Source organism: Leisingera sp. SA215, from assembly GCF_055902035.1.
Genome location: NZ_JBVVXU010000005.1, coordinates 143,168 through 162,073, shown reverse-complemented (window position 1 = coordinate 162,073; position 18,906 = coordinate 143,168). Strand labels below are relative to the sequence as shown.

Below are 18,906 nucleotides of genomic sequence, written 5' to 3'. Positions count from 1 at the left end.
CCGCAACGCAGCGAATTGACATGGGTTGAAAATTGCAGTTTACATCTGCATGACGAAATAAAATTACCAGCACACTGACTCGCGAGGCCCGACATGCCGCAGATGCAAAAAGACCGCCCCTGGCTGATCCGCACCTATGCCGGCCATTCCACGGCATCGGCGTCCAACGCGCTGTACCGCGCCAATCTGGCCAAAGGGCAAACCGGTCTGTCGGTCGCCTTCGACCTGCCGACCCAGACCGGGTACGACAGCGACCACGTGCTGGCCCGCGGCGAAGTGGGCAAGGTTGGTGTGCCGATCGGCCATCTTGGCGACATGCGGACGCTGTTCGACGAGATCCCGCTGGAACAGATGAATACCTCGATGACCATCAATGCAACGGCGCCCTGGCTGCTGTCGCTCTATATCGCGGTGGCCGAGGAACAGGGCGCCGATGTCTCGAAGCTGCAGGGCACGGTGCAGAACGATCTGATCAAGGAATACCTCAGCCGCGGCACCTATGTCTGCCCGCCCAAACCCAGCCTCAAGATGATCGCCGATGTGGCCGAGTACTGCTATACCAACGTGCCCAAGTGGAACCCGATGAACGTGTGTTCCTACCACCTGCAGGAGGCTGGTGCCACGCCGGAACAGGAGCTGGCCTTTGCGCTGGCCACCGCGCAGGCGGTGCTGGACGAGCTGAAGCCGCGCATCGCGCCAGAAGACTTCCCGGCGATGGTCGGGCGGATCTCATTCTTTGTGAATGCAGGCATCCGCTTTGTCACCGAGATGTGCAAGATGCGTGCCTTTGTCGACCTGTGGGACGAGATCTGCGAGAAGCGCTACGGCGTGGGCGACCCCAAGTTCCGCCGCTTCCGCTATGGCGTGCAGGTGAACTCGCTGGGGCTGACCGAGCAGCAGCCGGAAAACAACGTCTACCGCATCCTGATCGAAATGCTGGCGGTGACCCTGTCGAAAAAGGCGCGCGCCCGCGCGGTGCAGCTGCCCGCCTGGAACGAGGCGCTTGGCCTGCCCCGCCCCTGGGACCAGCAGTGGTCGATGCGGATGCAGCAGATCCTGGCCTATGAGACCGATCTGCTGGAGTACGGCGACCTGTTTGACGGCAACCCGGCGGTGGACGCCAAAGTGGAAGAGCTGAAGGACGGTGCCCGGGCCGAGCTGGCCAACCTGGAATCGATGGGCGGCGCCGTGGCCTCGATCGAATACATGAAGGGCCGCCTGGTCGATTCCAACGCCGAGCGCCTGAACCGGATCGAGAAGAACGAAACCGTGGTGGTCGGCGTCAACAGATGGACCGAGGGCGAACCCTCGCCGCTGCAGACCGAGGATGGCGGCATCATGGTTGTTGATCCGGCGGTGGAGCAGGAGCAGATCAGCCGCCTGAACGCCTGGCGCAGCGAGCGGGACAATGCGGCGGTGGAAACGGCACTCGCCGCCCTGCGCGCGGCAGCGCAAAGCGGCGCCAATATCATGGAGCCCTCGATTGCCGCCGCCAAGGCCGGCGTCACTACCGGTGAATGGGCTGAAGAAATGCGCAAGGTTTACGGCACCTACCGCGGCCCGACCGGTGTGTCGGCCTCGGTCTCGAACAAGACCGAGGGGCTGGACGATCTGCGCGATGCGGTCAATGCGGTCAGCGACGTGCTGGGCCGCCGGATCAAATTCGTGGTCGGCAAGCCGGGCCTCGACGGCCATTCCAACGGTGCCGAGCAGATCGCCTTCCGCGCCCGCGACTGCGGCATGGACATCACCTATGACGGCATCCGCATGACCCCGGCAGAGCTGGTGGAGGTGGCGCAAAAGGACGACGCCCATGTGGTTGGCCTGTCAATCCTGTCCGGCAGCCACCTGCCCCTGGTCGAGGAGATGATGGGCCGCATGCAGGAGGCCGGCCTTGGCCATATTCCGGTGATCGTCGGCGGGATCATCCCTGATGACGACGCGGAAAGGCTGAAATCCATGGGCGTGGCGCGCGTTTACACCCCCAAAGACTTCGAGCTCAATTCAATTATGAGCGACATTGTGAACTTGGCAAGGCCACCGGAAATTGCAGTGAATTGACCTTTCTTCGGCATTTTTCCGCGAATTAGAAAAAAGATGCTGAAACGAGTCTGGCATTCGCGCCATAAAGAATGACATACCGGGATCTCCGGTATGTCATTTAATGTGGAGTGCAGAATGACCCTTGATCTTTCGGCAATGACCAGAAAAGAACTTCTTCAGCTGCAAGGCGATGTGGAAGAAGCGCTGCGCGCAGCGGAACTGCGCGAACGCCAGGAAGCTTTGAAGGCGGCTGAAGAAGCGGCTGCAAAATACGGCTTTTCCCTGGAAGAAATCGCCAATGCGTCGCGCCAGGGCGTAAAGAAGAACAAAGCGGCCCCGAAATACCGCAATCCCCACAACCACGAGGAAACCTGGACCGGCCGCGGCCGCAAACCGCATTGGGTGCATGCCGCGCTGACCGCGGGCATGGATATTTCCGACCTGGAAATCTGATCCTGACGGCGGAGCAACGCGATGACCATTCATATTGGTGCCGCAAAAGACGACATTGCGGAAACCGTTTTGATGCCTGGCGACCCCTACCGGGCGAAATGGGCCGCAGAGACATTTTTGACAGCCCCCAAACTGGTCAACGAGGTGCGCGGGATGCTGGGCTATACCGGCAGCTGGAACGGGCATCCGGTGACAATTCAAGGCAGCGGCATGGGGATGCCTTCGCTGTCGATCTACGCCAATGAGCTGATCCGCGATTTTGGCGCCAAAACGCTGATCCGCATTGGTTCCTGCGGCGGCATGCAGGACAGCGTCAAGCTCCGCGACGTGATCCTGGCGATGACTGCCAGCACTCTGAACAGCCCCTCCAGCGGCATCTTCCGGGAGCTGAACTTTGCCCCCTGCGCCGACTGGGGCCTGCTGCAGGCAGCGGCGCAAGCAGCAGCAAAACGCAATACCGCAACACATATCGGCGGTATCTACTCCTCGGATGTGTTCTATGACGAGCGGCCGGATCTGAATGAACAGATGGTGCGCCATGGCATTCTCGGCGTGGAGATGGAAGCAGCAGAGCTGTACACGCTTGCTGCCCGGCACGGCTGCCGGGCCCTGGCGGTGCTGACGGTATCTGACCATTTGGGCAGCGGCGAAGCCTTGCCGTCCGATCAGCGCGAGCGCAGCTTCGGCGACATGGTGGAAATTGCGTTGGAAGCCGCATTTGCCTGACGCAGTGGCAATTGTATAAAAAGTACGGGCAGCGGTTTTCCCCTGCCCTTTTTCCTCGCCAGGCTGAGGTTTGATCAATGCGGTCACAAGGCACTTTTTTCATTTTCTGGCCGCAGTGATTCCATGCATTCTCAAGGCTGGGCCAGTTTAGCGCCGCTTCATTCCTTCGGATCCCTCCCCTTTCATAGATCGCGCCAAAATTGGCCGTCACGCTGTAATTAATGCCTTTCTCTTATGGTCACGGCTGGCCATGGCTGCCATCATAGCCATTGCGCTGCGGGCTTTGCCAGCCCTTCAGCGCGCCTGCCGCGGGCGCAAAAATCTCGATCATTAGCGGATGGCAGGCCGCGGTATCGCTGGAATGCCCAGCCGAGCAATCGCCGCCGGGACAGGCACTGAGGGCACCCAGAAGATCAATCTCGGCGAAGAACTCCAGATAATCACCGGGCCGCACCGGGCTGGCCTTCATGAAATACTGGCCGGTGTCACGGGTAAAGCCGGTGCACATGAAGACGTTGAGCACATCATGCACATGCGGCTCCGCCTCCGCCCGGGAAATGCCAAGATGCTCCGCCAGTGCGCGCGTCAGGTTTGAATGGCAGCAGTGGTGGTACTGGCTGCCGGCCAGCAGGTTGCCGGTGTAGGGATCGCAGCGGGTGCCGATCACGTCATGCACCGAGCCGCCAAAATCGTCGATCCCGTACCAGCCCAAGGTATCCGCGGTTATCGTGGCCATGGGGCGCAGATGCGGGAAACTGCTCCACATCCGCTCGCCCCTGGTGATGTGGGTGCCATGCAAGGCACGGGTCTTGCCGGAATAGAACCGCTCGCTGAGGTCATTCCTGTTCCACAGGTTGAGGTCGCCGACCTGCGGCCCCTCGACCGAGCTGATCCGGAAGAAATGCCCGGCCGGCACCTCGAAACAGGCGGCTTCACGGGGCTGCGCCAGCACCTCGCCGGATTTCACCGCGCCCAGCCGGGCCTGCTGATACAGCGCCAGATCGGGCGCAGGCAGGGTCCCGTTGGGATAGCACACCACTGGCCGGACGGCGCGGCGGGCCTCCGCATCGGCGGGGGCTTCGAAAATGTCGGTCATGGGGCAAACCTTCCTGTCTTGTATGCCCCATCAAGACCGCATCGCCGCGGGCTTGCAAGCCCGCAGCGGCGGCTGGACGGCTCTGTCAGATCACAACCACGTCCAGCGGCGGGAAGCCGTTGAAGCCGACCGACGCATAGGTCGAAGTATAAGCGCCGCAGGAATGGATCACCACGCGGTCGCCGCCCTTCAGCCCCAGCGGCAGCTGGTAGGGCTTGCGCTCGTACAGCACATCCGCGCTGTCGCAGGAGGGGCCCGCCAGAATGCAGGGGCCGGTGGTCTCATGGTCGCGGTCCGTGGTGATCCGGTAGCGGATCGCCTCGCCCATGGTTTCGGCCAGGCCCGAGAACATGCCGATGTCGAGATAGGCCCAGCGGTGCAGATCATCGTCATGCTTGCGCGAGACCAGCAGCACCTCGGCGGCAATGGCGCCTGCCTCGGCCACCAGGCCGCGGCCCGGTTCGGCCATGATCTCCGCCACATCGCCAAAATACGCGCCGACCTGCGCCATCACCGCGCGGGCGTAATCTTCGGCCGGCATCATGTCCGAGCCATAAGAGGCCGGGAAACCGCCGCCAATGTTCAGCAGGTTCAGCTTATGGCCGGCCTCATGCGCCTGGCGCCAGACCCCCGCCACCTGCTGCAGCGTGCCCTGCCACATCTGCGGCTCGCGGGTCTGCGAGCCGACATGGAAAGACAGACCGTCGACCAGCAAACCGCGGGCGGCGGCATAATCCATCAGCTTCAGCGCCTTTTCCGGGGTGCAGCCGAATTTACGGCTGAGCGGCCAATCGGCTTCGCTGGCCTCGACGATCAGCCGCAGACAGATCCTGGCTCCCGGCGCATGCGCGGCCAGCTTGTCCAGCTCCTCACGCGCATCGGCGGCGAAATGGGTGATGCCGATGCTGTGGGCAAAGGCGATGTCGGCGGGACGTTTGATGGTATTGCCAAAGGTGATCCGGCTGGCCGCGGCCCCTGCCGCCAGGCACAGCTCGATCTCCGCCCGGCTGGCGGCGTCGAAATTGGATCCCTCCTGCACCAGCCGCTCAAGAATAGCCGCTGCCGGATTGGCCTTGACCGCATAGTGAATGCGGGCCCGGCCCAGCCCGCGGGCCAGCGCCCGGTATTTGGCCGCAACAGCTTCGGCGTCCACCACCAGCGTCGGCCGCTCAAACCGGTTTGCGGCGATAAAGCTCAGAGTGCGGGATACAGTTTCGCAATTACGGGCAGTCAGCCCGGCCACGTTTGCGTTCATGGTCATCTCCAAAAGACCCGGCCATATATGACCGCTCAGTACTGTCAGAGACGTTACCGTCGCTACGTAACCGTAGGGGCGTAACCCCTTTCGCCAGAGGCGCGTGCGTTGGCGTCTTGGGCGCCCGTATCGGGCATGTGCCTGAGTCGTTCAAGTGTTTTTTTCGCCATGTCTGCAGCTTACCGGCAGGCCGGTGCACTCCCGCCTGCGTCAGGGGCTTTGCAAAACCCCGCCGCAGTTGGGCCCGGGAGCGGGACAAAGAGGGAGGACGGGGACAAAACCGAAAAAAAAAAAGGTCTCCCCCCCCCCCCCCCCCCTCTCCCCCCCCCCCCCCCCCCCCAACCCCCCCCCCCCCCCCCCCCCAAGGCCGCACGGAAGGCGTTCCGGCAAAGCCGGTGCGCCTGCGGGCGCGGGAGCGTTCCGTCAGGGCTTGCGTTGCGGATTGCGGCAGATGCGCGGCGCCTCACCGCCCGGCGCAACCGCGCCGCAATAGCTGCAGTGCCATTGCCCCTGGGCACGCTGCTGGCGCCAGCGGCAATTGCGGGTCAGGCCGGTGGCATTGCGGCGCCACAGGAAATAGCCGGACACAGCGGCAAGGAGAAGCAGCAGCAACAGGGGCATGGCCCTTGTCTACGCTGCCGCTGCCGCAGCCTCAACTGCCAGGAGCCTCAGGCCGCCTGATAGTATTCGATCAGCCAATCGCCGGGATCAGCCTGCTTGCCCGCCGGCAGCGGTTCCGGAGCGGAATAGGCAAAGGCTTGCTCCAGCGCATCCAGCGCATCTTGTGCGGCCTGTTTCTTTTTCGGGGTCACGGTGTCCATCGGGTTGCCTCCATAGTCTGGCACGAGCCTCCCTTGCGCAGACAGATAAGCGCTGGCCAAATCCGCTGCAGCAGATAATCGTGCAAGGGCGTCATGCAGGAACTGCATTGCAAACCCTGGCGGCCAGTCTCAGCCGGTCAGAAGGTCGCCGGCCAGCCCCAGCGCAAAACCCGCAACCGCACCCAGCGCCGGCACGCTGCTGCGGCTGGAATGGGCCTTGGGCGCAATATCCTGAAACAGCAGATAGAGAATCCCGCCGGCGGCAAAAATCATGATCGCCCCCAGTGCTGCGCGGGCGTCGGCCAGCCAGACGAGCCCTGCCAGCGCGCAGACCGGCCCCAGTGCGGACAGCCCCAGAAAAGCCAGCAGCACATGCCAGGCCGGGCTGCGGCCGCGCCAGATCTCGCGGAAGGCAGCAAAACCCTCGGGCAGGTTTTGCAGAAAGATCATCAGTGCCAGCAGCCTGGCAGTGGCAGCATCCGCCACCAGCATCGCCCCCAGCGCCATCGCCTCGGGCAGGAAATCCAGCAGCATCGCCAGCAGCAGCGCCCCGCTGCCGCCGTGCTTTTGCAACATGGCATCTGCCGCAAAGAACACCCCCCCGCCCCCTGCAAACAACACCACGGCAAGCACCGGCGGCAGGACCTCCGCCGCTTCCGGCACCAGCACCAGCGCCACCGCAGAGGCCAGCGCCCCGCCGCCAAAGGCGCCGATGCTGTGCAGCAGCTCGTCCCGGAGCATCGGGTTGCGGATATGCTCGCACCAGGCAAGGAATCCGCCCAGCGGCATAGCGAGACCGGCAAACCCGGCTAAAAGAATGGCAAAAACATGAGGTTGCATTCCGGCAGCCTATAGCGGCTGGCACCGCAGCTCAACCGGTTTACGTCAGGTGTTGATGCAGGAGGTTGCCTGCGCGGCCTGCCCGTCTGTTACGGTTGGTCCGGCCTGCACGGTCCGCAAGACTGTCGCCCCGGCGCCATGGCCGAGGAATTCAGTCCGCACCCGGTACTGGCCGGTGATGCCTGCCGCTTCGATACATCCGGGGATGCGGGCATCGGTGGCAGCAAGCTGTGCCCCCAAGCGGTCATTGTCCGCCGCCGACAGGCAGCCTGAAAGAAGGCTTAGGGCCGCCATGGCCGCAAAGATGGTTTTCATAATTGGCCCGCCGCCTGCTTGGGGAAAAACAATGCCCCCGGTTTCGCAGGAAACCGGGGGCGGTGCAATTTTCATCGCCGCAGGACGGCGGATCCTCGCGGATCAGCCCTGCTGCGCTCAAACGCTGCGCTCGACCATCATTTGCTTGATATGTGAAATCGCCTTGGCCGGGTTCAAACCCTTGGGGCAGGTCTTGGCGCAGTTCATGATGGTGTGGCAGCGGTACAGCTTGAACGGATCTTCCAGCTGGTCCAGGCGCTCCGGTGTGGCCTCGTCGCGGCTGTCAATGATCCAGCGGTAGGCGTGCAGCAGCGCCGCGGGGCCGAGGTAGCGGTCGCCGTTCCACCAGTAGCTGGGACAGGAGGTCGAGCAGCTGGCGCACATCACGCATTCATAAAGCCCGTCCAGCTTCTTGCGGTCCTCGATCGACTGCTTCCACTCTTTCGCGGGGCGGTTGGTCTTGGTTTCCAGCCAGGGCATGATCGACGCATGCTGAGCATAGAAATGCGTCAGATCCGGGATCAGGTCCTTGATCACCGGCATATGCGGCAGCGGATAGATCGCCACATCGCCCTTGATCTCGTCCATGCCATAGATACAGGCCAGCGTGTTGATGCCGTCGATGTTCATTGCGCAGGACCCGCAGATCCCTTCGCGGCAGGAACGGCGGAAGGTCAGCGTCGGATCAATCTCGTTCTTGATCTTGATCAGCGCGTCCAGCACCATCGGGCCGCAACTGTCCATATCCAGGAAATAGGTATCAACCCGCGGGTTCTCGCCGTCGTCCGGGTTCCAGCGGTAGATCTTGAACTTGCGCACATTGGCGGCACCCTCCGGCTTGGGCCAGGTTTTGCCGGTGGTCATCCGCGAGTTCTTGGGGAGGCTGAATTGTACCATGATCTGTCTCCTTAGAACGTCCGCGCCTTGGGCGCGATTTTCTTGAGGCTGATGCCGCCTTCGTCTTCGGTCGACAGCGGGTCGGTAATCACCGGGCGGTAGCTGAGCTCCACCTTGCTGCCCTCCACGCGGGAGACGGTGTGGACGCGCCAGTTCTCGTCGTCGCGGGTTGCGTAATCCTCATGCGCATGGGCGCCGCGGCTTTCCTTGCGGGCCTCTGCGCCTACGATGGTGGCCAGCGCGTTGGGCATCAGATTGGTCAGCTCCAGTGTCTCCATCAGGTCGGAGTTCCACACCAGCGACCGGTCGGTCACCGCCAGATCGTCCAGCTTGGCCGCAATGGCAGTCATCTTCCCGAGACCCTCTTTCAGGGTCTTGTCGGTGCGGAACACCGCCGCATCCGCCTGCATGGTGCGCTGCATCTCCAGCCGCAGATCCGCGGTCGGGATGCCGCCCTTGGCGTTGCGCAGGCTGTCAAAGCGGTCGAACGCCTTGTCCACGGACGCCGTGTTCAGCACAGGGTTCGCCGCCTCTGGATCCACAACCTTGCCTGCGCGGATGGCCGAGGCCCGGCCGAAGACCACCAGGTCGATCAAAGAGTTGGAGCCCAGGCGGTTGGCCCCATGCACCGAGGCGCAGCCCGCCTCGCCCACCGCCATCAGGCCCGGCACAACACCGGTCGGGTTGTCTTCGGTCGGATTCAGCACCTCGCCCCAATAGTTGGTCGGGATGCCGCCCATGTTGTAGTGCACGGTGGGCAGAACCGGGATCGGCTCTTTGGTGACATCCACACCTGCAAAGATCTTGGCCGACTCGGAAATGCCCGGCAGCCGTTCCGCCAGCGCCTCGGGCGGCAGGTGATTGAGGTTCAGGTGAATATGGTCGCCCTCAGCCCCCACACCGCGGCCTTCGCGGATTTCCATGGTCATCGAGCGGCTGACATAGTCGCGCGGCGCCAGGTCTTTGTACTGGGGGGCATAACGCTCCATGAAGCGTTCGCCTTCGGAGTTGGTCAGGTAACCACCTTCGCCGCGCGCGCCCTCGGTAATCAGGCAGCCGGAGCCGTAGATGCCGGTCGGGTGGAATTGCACGAACTCCATGTCCTGCAGCGCCAGGCCTGCGCGCGCCACCATGCCGCCGCCGTCGCCGGTGCAGGTATGCGCCGAGGTGGCCGAGAAATAGGCACGCCCATAACCGCCGGTTGCCAGCACCACCATCTTGGCGTTGAAGACATGCATGGTGCCGTCATCCAGCTTCCAGCAGACCACACCCTGGCACTGCCCGTCCTCGGACATGATCAGGTCGATGGCGAAATACTCGATATAGAATTCCGCGTTGTTCTTGAGGCTCTGGCCATACAGCGTGTGCAGGATCGCGTGGCCGGTGCGGTCAGCGGCGGCGCAGGTGCGCTGCACCGGCGGGCCTTCGCCGAACTCGGTGGTGTGGCCGCCGAACGGGCGCTGGTAGATCTTACCCTCTTCGGTCCGGCTGAACGGCACACCGTAATGCTCCAGCTCATAGACCGCTTTGGGGGCTTCGCGGGCCAGGTACTCCATCGCGTCGGTGTCGCCCAGCCAGTCCGAGCCCTTGACGGTGTCATACATATGCCACTGCCAGCTGTCCGGCCCCATGTTGCCCAGCGAGGCGGCAATGCCGCCCTGCGCCGCCACGGTGTGGGAGCGGGTCGGGAACACTTTGGTCACGCAGGCAGTGCGCAAGCCCTGCTCGGCCATGCCCAGCGTCGCGCGGAGGCCGGCCCCGCCGGCGCCAACCACGACCACGTCATATTCATGTGTTTCGTATTCGTAAGCAGCCATTGATGGAAACCTCGGGGAGTTACAGGGCCAGGCGGATCAGCGCATAGGCGCTGGTCGCGGCGACAGCATAGGACAGGCAGTTGACCAGGATGATCGTCAGGCGGCCTTTGACGCCGTGCACGTAATCCTCGATCATGATCTGGGCGCCGGATTTGAAGTGCATCATGCCGACCCAGATCGTCAGCGCCGCCACAAGTGCCGGGAACGGACGCGCATAATAGGCGGTAATCTCTTCATAGGATCCGCCCAGCGCCGGGCCGAAGGTGAAGACAAACAGCGGCACCAGGATCAGGAGAGCAATCGAGCTCACCTGCATCGACCAGTGATGGCTGGTTCCGGATTTTGCAGCGCCCATGCCAACGGCGCGCTTGCGGTCAGTCAGATATCGCATCGCGTTATGTCCCCAGCTTAGACGATAATAATGGTCAGAACGGTCAGAACCGCCGAACCCGTGATCACAAACCAGCCCAGCTTCTCGGCCTGATCCAGTTCCAGCATATACCCATTGTCCCAGATCAGGTGCCGGATGCCCGCCAGCGTGTGATACCACAGCCCCAGCGCCGACAGGGTCATCACCAGGTCGCCGAACCAGCTGGTCAGCACGCCGTTGGCGGTGGCAAAATATTCAGGCGAGGTGGCAGCGGCCAGGAACCACCAGGCAATCAGCAGCGCCGAGACGACCAGCGCGTTGCCGGTGATCCGCGTCAGGATCGACGTCACAGAGGTCAGCTGCGGCCGGTAGACCTGCAAATGCGGCGAAAGCGGGCGGTTGCCCCGATTGACATCGGCCATATTGGCTCCTTTTCAGGTTGGCTGACGACGTTTTAGCCGATTTTTACGTCGTGTCACCCGAAGGATGTGTTAAAAAACACGTGAAATTGCCCTGTTGGCGCTAACAGGCCACAACTTGTGATCACAGCAAATAATTAGTGATCACAAATCCGCGGATTGAAAATTTTTTGCAGAATCACAAGGCACTCTGCAAATCACTGCAAAGCCTGCCCCCTCCTGTCTGCCTCAAGCGGCAGCGCAGCTGTCTGCCTTGCGACCTCCCGCACCAGCTTTTTGCGGATCCGTGCGGGGTAGTCGTCAAAGCTGGCAGCGGTGACCACAAATGCCCCGTCGCCGCGGATCACATTTTCATAGAAATAGGCCGTCAGGTCCGGTTCGCTCTGTTCGATGGCGATGGCATTCACGGTCACCCCGAGGGCTGACAGCGCCCCATGCGCGGCGCGCGGCTCGACACCTTCGTTGGAAAACCCGTCGCCGGAGATGTCGATCACCCTGCGCCTGCAGTCCGGAACCGCGGAGAACTGATCCAGCGCCAGCAACAGCGCCTCCCCCACTGCGGTGGAATAGTTGCGCCAGGGCCGCGGCGCCTGTTCGATTTGCCGGGCAAGCGCTTCCACATCGGCGAAACTGCGGACAGGCGCCCAAGGCAGCGTCACCTCCTGCCGGGACTCACCGGACCATTGCACCAAAAGCACTTGCGCGCGCGCCTTGACCAGCGCCTCGGACACAACCCCGTCGCGCAGCCCCTCCGCCAGCCCGTCCATCTGCACCCGGTACTCATCGGCATCCACCGAGCCGGACACATCCACCGCCAGCACCAATGCCAAATCGCAGGCCGCTGTCCGCAGCGGCCAGAGGGAAAGCGTAAAGAGAACCAGAAACTGCAAAACCCGCATGCCGCCAGCTTAGGCAGCAAATCCGCGGCGGGTCATCACATTTCTGCCCGCCGCGATATTCGCGCTGCGTCTTTCTGGTCAGAAATACTCCGGGGGTGAGCAGGCAGCGCCTGCGAGGGGGCAGCACCCCCTGCCCCGTTACTTGGGCATCAAGGCCCAGTAATCGAGATCCAGCAGAACATCCGGCAGATACTTGCCATCCTCGCCCTTCAGTTCAAACGGCGCGCCGCCCTTGGTCGCCACCAGCCGCAGCCGGATTGCACCGACGCCGGGCGCAGACGTGTCGGCCTTGTCCAGCACTTCGGACCAGGCCCGCACGGTCAGGCCGGACAGGCAGGGGTTGGCATGGGCTCCGCCATTCAGGCCCACAATCATCTGCGCATTGGCCAGCCCGTTGAACGACAGCGTCCGCGCCATCGAGATCACATGGCCGCCATAGATCAGCCTGGTGCCATCGGGGCGCGCGGTGTTGTCGAAATGCACCTTGGCGGTGTTCTGCCACAGGCGGGTCGCCAGCATGTGCTCGGCTTCCTCGATGGTGACGCCATCCACATGGTCGATGGTCTCGCCCACCGCGTAATCGCCCCAGCGGTGCGGCTCGCCGGCCAGGGTGAAATCGTAAGTGCTGAAATCCAGCCCTGCCGGGACCGCCAGCTGCTCCGCCGGGATCACCTTGTTCAGCTCAGGGATCACCGTCTCGGGCGCGGGCGCGTCAAGATCGCGCTTGCGCACCATCACCCAGCGCACATATTCCATCACGCATTCATCGCGCTGGTTCAGCCCGCGGGTGCGCACATAGACCACGCCGGATTTGCCGTTGGAGTTCTGCTTAAGCCCGATCACCTCGGATTCGGAGCGCAGGGTGTCGCCGGGATAGACCGGCAGCAGCCAGCGGCCTTCGGCATAACCGAGATTCGCCAGCGCATTCAGCGAGATGTCCGGCACCGTCTTGCCGAACACCACATGGAACGCCGCCAGATCATCCAGCGGCGCCGCAGGCAGACCAGCGGCCCGGGCAAATTCATCCGAAGAATACAGCGCATGGCGTGCCGGATAGAGCGCATGATAGAGCGCCCGTTCGCCGCCCGACACCGTGCGCGGCACCGCGTGGCGGATCACCTCGCCGACAGTGTAATCCTCGAAAAATCTTCCCGGATTTGTCTTGGCCGGATTGGTCTTGGCCATCAGTGTTCTCCCAGTTTGGTCTCAGGCGTGTAGGTTCCGTCCGCCTCCTTCACCACGGCCTGGCCGCAGCGCATGACCCCCTTCACAGGATCAAAGGTCTGGGTCGGGCTGCCGTGCAGCTCCCAGCCCTTGTTCAGCGCGTCGGTAACCTTGTGGCAAAAGGCAGAGGTGTCGTCCTCGGACAAAAATCGGTAGAGTTTCATGGTATCCTATCCTGGAAAGGGCGACGGCCCGATCATCCCGTGGACGTAGCCGATCACCCCCATCAGAACAATCGAGGCGGCAAAGAACATCGCATCCTTGGCGATGGAGCCTTTGGGCCGCGGCTGCCATGCCGGTTCCGTGCGGTTGATCACGATGACTTGCGCAACCGCCCAGGCCAGCAGCCCGCCGAACAGGATGATCGAGGCGAGGTCGCCGTTAACCAGAAGATGCGCCGCGGCCCACAGCTTGAAGCCCGCCAGCATCGGATGGCGCATCCCATTCAGCAGCGCGCCTTTCTTCGGCGCCGGGCTCATCATGTAGATCGCGATCAGCACCATCAGGTTGTTGATATGCACCATGAAGGACGGCGGCGCCCAGACATGGGTGAACCCGGTGCTGCGGTAGCCCAGCACCATCAGCACCACGCCGGCCGCCAGCACCAGCGCCACCGCGCCGCGGCCGCCATTGCCCATCGCGGCGCGCGCCTCCGGCGCCAGCCGTTTGAACAGGTGGCCGCCCCACCACAGCAGAAGTCCCAGGATCAAAAGCGCCATTTCAGCCCCTCTCAAATGTTAAGCTGATTAACACCTATGCGGAAAGCGCGGCGATTGCATCCGCTTTTGCGAGGATTTCGCGCGCCGTCGCCGCATGCAGGTTCTCGACTATCCTGCCACCGACCACGGCAACACCCTGTCCTGCGGCCTGGGCCTCTTCAAATGCGGCGATCTGGCGGCGGGCGGTCTCGATTTCGCGTTCGGTCGGGGCAAAGGCCCCATTGGCCACCTCCACCTGCGCCGGGTGGATCAGGGTCTTGCCGTCAAATCCCATGTCGCGGCCCTGCGCGCATTCCGCGGCCAGGCCCTCGACGTCTTTGAAGGCGTTATAGACACCATCGACGATCACCAGCCCTTCGGCCTTGGCGGCCAGCAGGCACAGACCCAGACCGGCCATCATCGGCAGCCGGTCGGGGCGGAAACGGGTCTGCAGCTCCTTGGCCAGGTCATTGGTGCCCATCACCATGCCCTGCAGCTTGGGGTGCGCAGCGATGGCAGCGGCATTCAGCATGCCCCGCGGGGTTTCCATCATCGCCCACAGCGGGATATCGCCGGTGATTTCCGCCAGCGCGTCCAGATCCGCAGGCGCATTCACCTTGGGCAGCAGAATCGCGTCGCACGCCATACGGGCGGCGGCGATGGCGTCGTCGCGCCCCCATTCGGTGTCCAGACCGTTGATCCGCACGATCTTCATCCGCGCGCCGAAACCGCCGGCCGCCAGTGCCTGCGTCAAGGTTGCGCGGGCATTGGGTTTTTCATCCACCGATACCGCATCTTCAAGATCGAAGATCACCGCGTCCACCGGCAGAGTCTTGGCCTTTTCCAGCGCCCGTGGCTTGGAGCCGGGGATGTACAGAACCGAACGGTAAGGACGCGTGCGCGGGTCCATATGGCCACTCCTAAAGTTATTTTGTTGCGTAAATCGGTACAGTTTCGACTGTATACTTTCAAGTACAATTCCGCCGCACCGCAGCGTAACTTTCCCCGCATATGCAGCAAGGTGCTGATATAATTTGTGATTTTCAGGCGCCCGCAGGGTTAACCCCTTTTCAGCATCTGGTTGGCAAACTAGTGGGCACCAAGGCACAGGATCCCTGCCGCCGCCCCAGGCCGCACCTGATGCCCGCAGGCATGGGGCCTGCATTTCGAACTGCGTTACACACCGGCCCGAAGGGGGATACCGGGGGCTGCCATCTGGCTCCCGGTTCAGTCCGGCCGTTCCGGAAAGGGTAAAACGAGATGAAAAACTCATTCTTCGCACTCCCGGCAGCCCTCGCCGCCCTGGCTCTGGCTGCTGCACCTGCCACCGCGCAAAGCCGCAACTGCGCCCCGCGCGACGTGGTGATCAAACGGCTGGCGGAAAAATACGGTGAAAGCCGTCAAAGCATCGGCGTGGGCCAGAAAGGCATGGTGATGGAAACCTTTGCCTCCGGCGAGACCGGCAGCTGGACCATTACAGTCACCACGCCGAACGGCATGACCTGCCTGGTGGCGTCGGGCCAGTCTTATGAAGTGCTCGCAGAAGCACTGCCGGACACCGGCAGCGACGCCTGAGCAGCGATCGAGGCAGGTTTCCAGGCTGTGGAGACAGCGGCCGGGGACGCCCCGGCGGGCCGCCTCCGATGCAGGTATCAGGTCAACCCGTCCCAAATCAGCTTGCTGCCGGTGGCGGTCAGAAGCAGATAGGTCAGCGCAAAAAACACACGCTCCGGCATCCTGTGATGCAGCTTCACCCCCAGCCAGGCGCCAAGCAGGGCAAAGGGCGCCAGCATCAGATCCAGCATCAGTGTTTCACGTGTGAACAGCCCCAGCCCGGCATAAGGCACCGCCTTGGCGAGGTTGATGGCCCAGAATATCAGCACGGTACTGGCCTGATATTCGGTTTTCCGCAACTTCAGGCTGAGGAGGTAAACCGCGGCCGGCGGCCCGCCCGCATGGCTGACAAAACTGGTGAACCCCACCGCCAGCCCGGCCAGCGCCCCCGCCCCGGAAGACAGCGGGGCTCCGGCCGACACGCTTACTCCGAAACGGCCGCGCATCCGCCACAGCACAAAGCCGACCGACACAGCGCCGATCAGCACCCGCATCACATCGTCATTCACCGCCGCATACAGCCAGGCCCCCAGCGCCACGCCGGGCAAGCCGCCGCCAATCAGCAGCAGCGAAGCCCGCAAGTTCCAGCGCCCCCAATAGGGTTTCAGCGAAGCCAGATCGATCAGCATCAACAGCGGCAGCATCAGCGCCAATGCTGCGCCCGGGTCAATCACCAGCGCCAGAATCGCCGCCGAGGCAAAGGCGGCGCCGGATCCGAAACCGCCCTTGGAGACGCCCGCAAAAACGACCGCCGGAATGGCAAAAACGAAAAACATCGCATCAAATGCCGCCATTGCCCGCCCTCGAAAGCCCTGAATTACACGCCCTTTAGCGATAGCAGCGCGGCATGCACAAGTATACCGAACCCTTTGCCGCAGCGCGGAACCCTTGCACGGCGGAGCGTTACGCCGTAGGCATCAGGAAATTTCAACCGGACCGGAGACATTCCCAATGGCACGACCCAAAATCGCCCTCATCGGCGCAGGTCAGATCGGCGGCACCCTCGCACATCTCGCAGCCCTCAAGGAACTCGGCGACGTCGTGCTCTTTGACATCGCCGAAGGCACCCCCGAAGGCAAGGCGCTGGACATCGCACAATCCGGTCCCTCCGAAGGCTTCGACGCCAGCCTCAAAGGCACCCAGTCTTACGAGGACATCGCAGGCGCCGATGTCTGCATCGTCACCGCAGGTGTCCCGCGCAAGCCGGGCATGAGCCGCGATGACCTGCTGGGCATCAACCTCAAGGTGATGAAATCCGTCGGCGAAGGCATCCGCGACCACGCGCCGGACGCCTTCGTGATCTGCATCACCAACCCGCTGGACGCGATGGTCTGGGCGCTGCAGCAATTCTCGGGCCTGCCCGCGAACAAGGTCTGCGGCATGGCCGGGGTGCTGGACTCCGCCCGCTTCCGCCACTTCCTGGCCGAGGAATTCAACGTCTCGATGAAGGACGTCACCGCATTTGTGCTGGGCGGCCATGGCGACACCATGGTGCCCTCGGTGCGCTATTCCACAGTGGCCGGCATCCCGCTGCCCGATCTGGTCAAGATGGGCTGGACCACTCAGGAACGCCTGGACGCGATCCTGCAGCGCACCCGTGACGGCGGCGCGGAAATCGTCGGCCTGCTGAAAACCGGTTCTGCCTTCTATGCGCCGGCCACCAGCGCCATCGAAATGGCCGAAGCCTACCTGAAAGACCAGAAGCGCGTGCTGCCCTGCGCGGCCTATTGCGACGGCGAGCTGGGCGTGAAGGGCATGTATGTGGGCGTGCCCACCGTAATCGGCGCCGGCGGCATCGAGAAGGTCGTGAACATCCAGCTGAACGAGGAAGAGCAGGTCATGTTCGACAACTCGGTCAATGCCGTGAAAGGCCTGGTCGAGGCTTGCAAAGGCATCGACGGCACGCTGGCCTGAGCCATCCAGCCTTGCGCTCATCAGGGGGTCCGCTTCGGCGGACCCTTTTCTTTTGCCGCGGCGTCCCGGCTCCGGCGCTTGACGCTTTTGGTTTGTGATACGGCGCTGGCGGCCCAATGCCGCCAGGCTCGAATCACCACCGTTAAGCTTCCGAAAGTTTGTGATCACACCCCCAAAATCCGTGATCACAAAACCTGAAAATCTTCGCCATTTCCCCGCGCCCTGTCAAATAAGCCTTTAACACTTGGCCTTAAGACGGCCTATTAACAACAGACAATTGCAGCCAGACGGGACAGTTTCAGATGAACATCCACGAATATCAGGCAAAAGCCCTTCTTCGCAGCTACGGTGCTCCGGTGTCCGACGGACGCGTGGTGCTGAAAGCCGAAGATGCCAAAACCGCCGCCGGTGAACTCGACGGCCCGCTGTGGGTGGTCAAGGCACAGATCCACGCAGGCGGCCGCGGCAAGGGCTCCTTCAAGGAAGCGGATGCCGGTGAAAAGGGCGGCGTGCGCCTGACCAAATCGGTCGAGGAAGCCGCCGAGGAAGCCAAGAAGATGCTGGGCCGCACCCTGGTCACCCATCAGACCGGCCCGGCCGGCAAGCAGGTGAACCGCATCTATATCGAGGCCGGCTCCGGCATCGAAACCGAGCTGTACCTGGCGCTGCTGGTCGACCGCCAGACCTCGCGCATTTCCTTTGTCTGCTCGACCGAGGGCGGCATGGACATCGAGGAAGTCGCTGCGGCCACTCCGGAGAAGATCCTGTCGTTCAGCGTTGATCCGGCCACCGGTTACCAGGCCTACCACGGCCGCCGCATCGCCTTCTCGCTCGGCCTGAAAGGCGCCCAGGTGAAACAATGCGTCAAACTGATGGGCCAGCTGTATCAAGCCTTCGTCGAGAAGGACATGGAGATGCTGGAGATCAACCCGCTGATCGTGGCGGACGACGGCAGCCTCAAGGTGCTGGACGCCAAGGTCGGCTTTGACGGCAACGCGGTCTACCGCCACGCCGATGTCGCCGAGCTGCGCGACACCACCGAGGAAGACCCGAAAGAGCTGGAAGCCTCCAAATACGACCTGAACTACATCGCGCTGGACGGTGAGATCGGCTGCATGGTGAACGGCGCAGGCCTGGCGATGGCCACCATGGACATCATCAAACTGTACGGGGCCGAGCCGGCCAACTTCCTCGACGTGGGCGGTGGCGCCACCAAGGAAAAAGTGACCGAGGCGTTCAAGATCATCACCTCCGACCCGCAGGTCAAAGGCATCCTGGTGAACATCTTCGGCGGCATCATGCGCTGCGACGTCATCGCCGAGGGCGTGGTTGCCGCGGTGAAGGAAGTCGGCCTGAAAGTGCCGCTGGTGGTCCGCCTTGAGGGCACCAATGTCGAAAAAGGCAAGGAGATCATCAACACCTCCGGTCTCGATGTGATCGCCGCCGACAACCTGAAAGACGGCGCCGAGAAGATCGTGAAAGCGGTAAAGGGCTAAGGGACAGAA

Annotated in this window: 22 protein-coding genes; 6 read left to right on the top strand and 16 right to left on the bottom strand. The window is 62.9% G+C overall.

The annotated features are described in order from the left end of the window. Positions 1-93 precede the first annotated feature (93 nt). The 3 genes from AC0KW6_RS07870 to deoD all read left to right on the top strand — a co-directional run bounded on the left by AC0KW6_RS07870 (position 94) and on the right by deoD (position 3,222). Positions 94-2,061: a protein meaA gene (locus tag AC0KW6_RS07870; protein WP_474034614.1), complete on the top strand. Its 1,968-nt coding sequence runs from the start codon at positions 94-96 to the stop codon at positions 2,059-2,061. A gap of 117 nt (positions 2,062-2,178) precedes the next feature. Next, a complete protein-coding gene (locus tag AC0KW6_RS07865; protein WP_323783724.1) occupies positions 2,179-2,496 on the top strand; it encodes an H-NS histone family protein in 318 nt (105 codons plus the stop codon). Between the two features lie 21 nt (positions 2,497-2,517). Beyond that, positions 2,518-3,222 carry a purine-nucleoside phosphorylase gene (gene deoD / locus AC0KW6_RS07860; RefSeq protein ID WP_323783726.1) on the top strand — a complete coding sequence of 235 codons (705 nt, stop codon included), beginning with the start codon at positions 2,518-2,520 and terminating at the stop codon, positions 3,220-3,222. A gap of 238 nt (positions 3,223-3,460) precedes the next feature. On the opposite strand, the gene AC0KW6_RS07855 is transcribed toward deoD, so the two are convergent. The 15 genes from AC0KW6_RS07855 to AC0KW6_RS07785 all read right to left on the bottom strand — a co-directional run bounded on the left by AC0KW6_RS07855 (position 3,461) and on the right by AC0KW6_RS07785 (position 14,783). Continuing rightward, positions 3,461-4,318: an urea carboxylase-associated family protein gene (locus AC0KW6_RS07855; protein ID WP_323783727.1), complete on the bottom strand. Its 858-nt coding sequence runs from the start codon at positions 4,316-4,318 to the stop codon at positions 3,461-3,463. A gap of 85 nt (positions 4,319-4,403) precedes the next feature. Beyond that, entirely contained in the window at positions 4,404-5,573 is a 1,170-nt protein-coding gene (locus AC0KW6_RS07850; RefSeq protein WP_474034613.1) for a type III PLP-dependent enzyme, read from the bottom strand. 423 nt (positions 5,574-5,996) lie between these two features. After that, positions 5,997-6,194 carry a hypothetical protein gene (locus AC0KW6_RS07845; RefSeq protein ID WP_323776752.1) on the bottom strand — a complete coding sequence of 66 codons (198 nt, stop codon included), beginning with the start codon at positions 6,192-6,194 and terminating at the stop codon, positions 5,997-5,999. A 47-nt stretch (positions 6,195-6,241) separates the two neighbouring features. Then, a complete protein-coding gene (locus AC0KW6_RS07840) occupies positions 6,242-6,418 on the bottom strand; it encodes a hypothetical protein (RefSeq protein ID WP_323776751.1) in 177 nt (58 codons plus the stop codon). 105 nt (positions 6,419-6,523) lie between these two features. Next, on the bottom strand, positions 6,524-7,234 hold the full coding sequence (locus AC0KW6_RS07835) for a ZIP family metal transporter (protein WP_323776749.1): 711 nt from the start codon (positions 7,232-7,234) through the stop codon (positions 6,524-6,526). Between the two features lie 45 nt (positions 7,235-7,279). Next, on the bottom strand, positions 7,280-7,549 hold the full coding sequence (locus AC0KW6_RS07830; RefSeq protein ID WP_323776747.1) for a hypothetical protein: 270 nt from the start codon (positions 7,547-7,549) through the stop codon (positions 7,280-7,282). A gap of 117 nt (positions 7,550-7,666) precedes the next feature. Further along, positions 7,667-8,446, bottom strand: a complete 780-nt coding sequence (locus AC0KW6_RS07825; RefSeq protein ID WP_323776746.1) for a succinate dehydrogenase iron-sulfur subunit — start codon at positions 8,444-8,446, stop codon at positions 7,667-7,669. 11 nt (positions 8,447-8,457) lie between these two features. Continuing rightward, a complete protein-coding gene (gene sdhA, locus AC0KW6_RS07820) occupies positions 8,458-10,263 on the bottom strand; it encodes a succinate dehydrogenase flavoprotein subunit (protein WP_474034612.1) in 1,806 nt (601 codons plus the stop codon). Between the two features lie 19 nt (positions 10,264-10,282). Continuing rightward, a complete protein-coding gene (gene sdhD / locus AC0KW6_RS07815) occupies positions 10,283-10,654 on the bottom strand; it encodes a succinate dehydrogenase, hydrophobic membrane anchor protein (protein ID WP_024088980.1) in 372 nt (123 codons plus the stop codon). 17 nt (positions 10,655-10,671) lie between these two features. Continuing rightward, complete coding sequence (sdhC, locus tag AC0KW6_RS07810; protein WP_323776742.1) at positions 10,672-11,055, bottom strand: succinate dehydrogenase, cytochrome b556 subunit; 384 nt, start codon at positions 11,053-11,055, stop codon at positions 10,672-10,674. A 194-nt stretch (positions 11,056-11,249) separates the two neighbouring features. Continuing rightward, on the bottom strand, positions 11,250-11,951 hold the full coding sequence (locus tag AC0KW6_RS07805) for a DUF1194 domain-containing protein (protein ID WP_323776740.1): 702 nt from the start codon (positions 11,949-11,951) through the stop codon (positions 11,250-11,252). 138 nt (positions 11,952-12,089) lie between these two features. Beyond that, complete coding sequence (locus AC0KW6_RS07800; RefSeq protein WP_323776738.1) at positions 12,090-13,136, bottom strand: MaoC family dehydratase; 1,047 nt, start codon at positions 13,134-13,136, stop codon at positions 12,090-12,092. Beyond that, a complete protein-coding gene (locus AC0KW6_RS07795) occupies positions 13,136-13,339 on the bottom strand; it encodes a DUF1737 domain-containing protein (RefSeq protein WP_323776736.1) in 204 nt (67 codons plus the stop codon). The genes AC0KW6_RS07800 and AC0KW6_RS07795 overlap by 1 nt, the downstream gene beginning before the upstream one ends. Before the next feature lie 6 nt (positions 13,340-13,345). Further along, positions 13,346-13,894, bottom strand: a complete 549-nt coding sequence (locus AC0KW6_RS07790) for an NnrU family protein (protein WP_474034611.1) — start codon at positions 13,892-13,894, stop codon at positions 13,346-13,348. Positions 13,895-13,928: 34 nt separating this feature from the next. Beyond that, on the bottom strand, positions 13,929-14,783 hold the full coding sequence (locus AC0KW6_RS07785; RefSeq protein WP_323776732.1) for an HpcH/HpaI aldolase/citrate lyase family protein: 855 nt from the start codon (positions 14,781-14,783) through the stop codon (positions 13,929-13,931). Positions 14,784-15,133: 350 nt separating this feature from the next. Here AC0KW6_RS07785 and AC0KW6_RS07780 point away from each other — a divergent pair, with 350 nt between their 5' ends. Further along, entirely contained in the window at positions 15,134-15,448 is a 315-nt protein-coding gene (locus AC0KW6_RS07780) for a hypothetical protein (protein WP_323776730.1), read from the top strand. A 77-nt stretch (positions 15,449-15,525) separates the two neighbouring features. Here the strand turns inward: AC0KW6_RS07780 and AC0KW6_RS07775 are convergent, their stop codons facing one another. Further along, the gene (locus AC0KW6_RS07775) at positions 15,526-16,281 is read right to left on the bottom strand and encodes a sulfite exporter TauE/SafE family protein (protein ID WP_474034610.1); all 756 of its coding nucleotides are present in this window, start codon (positions 16,279-16,281) and stop codon (positions 15,526-15,528) included. Between the two features lie 157 nt (positions 16,282-16,438). On the opposite strand from AC0KW6_RS07775, the gene mdh reads away from it, so the two are divergent. Beyond that, entirely contained in the window at positions 16,439-17,401 is a 963-nt protein-coding gene (gene mdh, locus AC0KW6_RS07770) for a malate dehydrogenase (RefSeq protein WP_024088970.1), read from the top strand. A 302-nt stretch (positions 17,402-17,703) separates the two neighbouring features. Beyond that, positions 17,704-18,897, top strand: a complete 1,194-nt coding sequence (gene sucC, locus AC0KW6_RS07765; RefSeq protein WP_474034609.1) for an ADP-forming succinate--CoA ligase subunit beta — start codon at positions 17,704-17,706, stop codon at positions 18,895-18,897. Positions 18,898-18,906 lie beyond the last annotated feature (9 nt).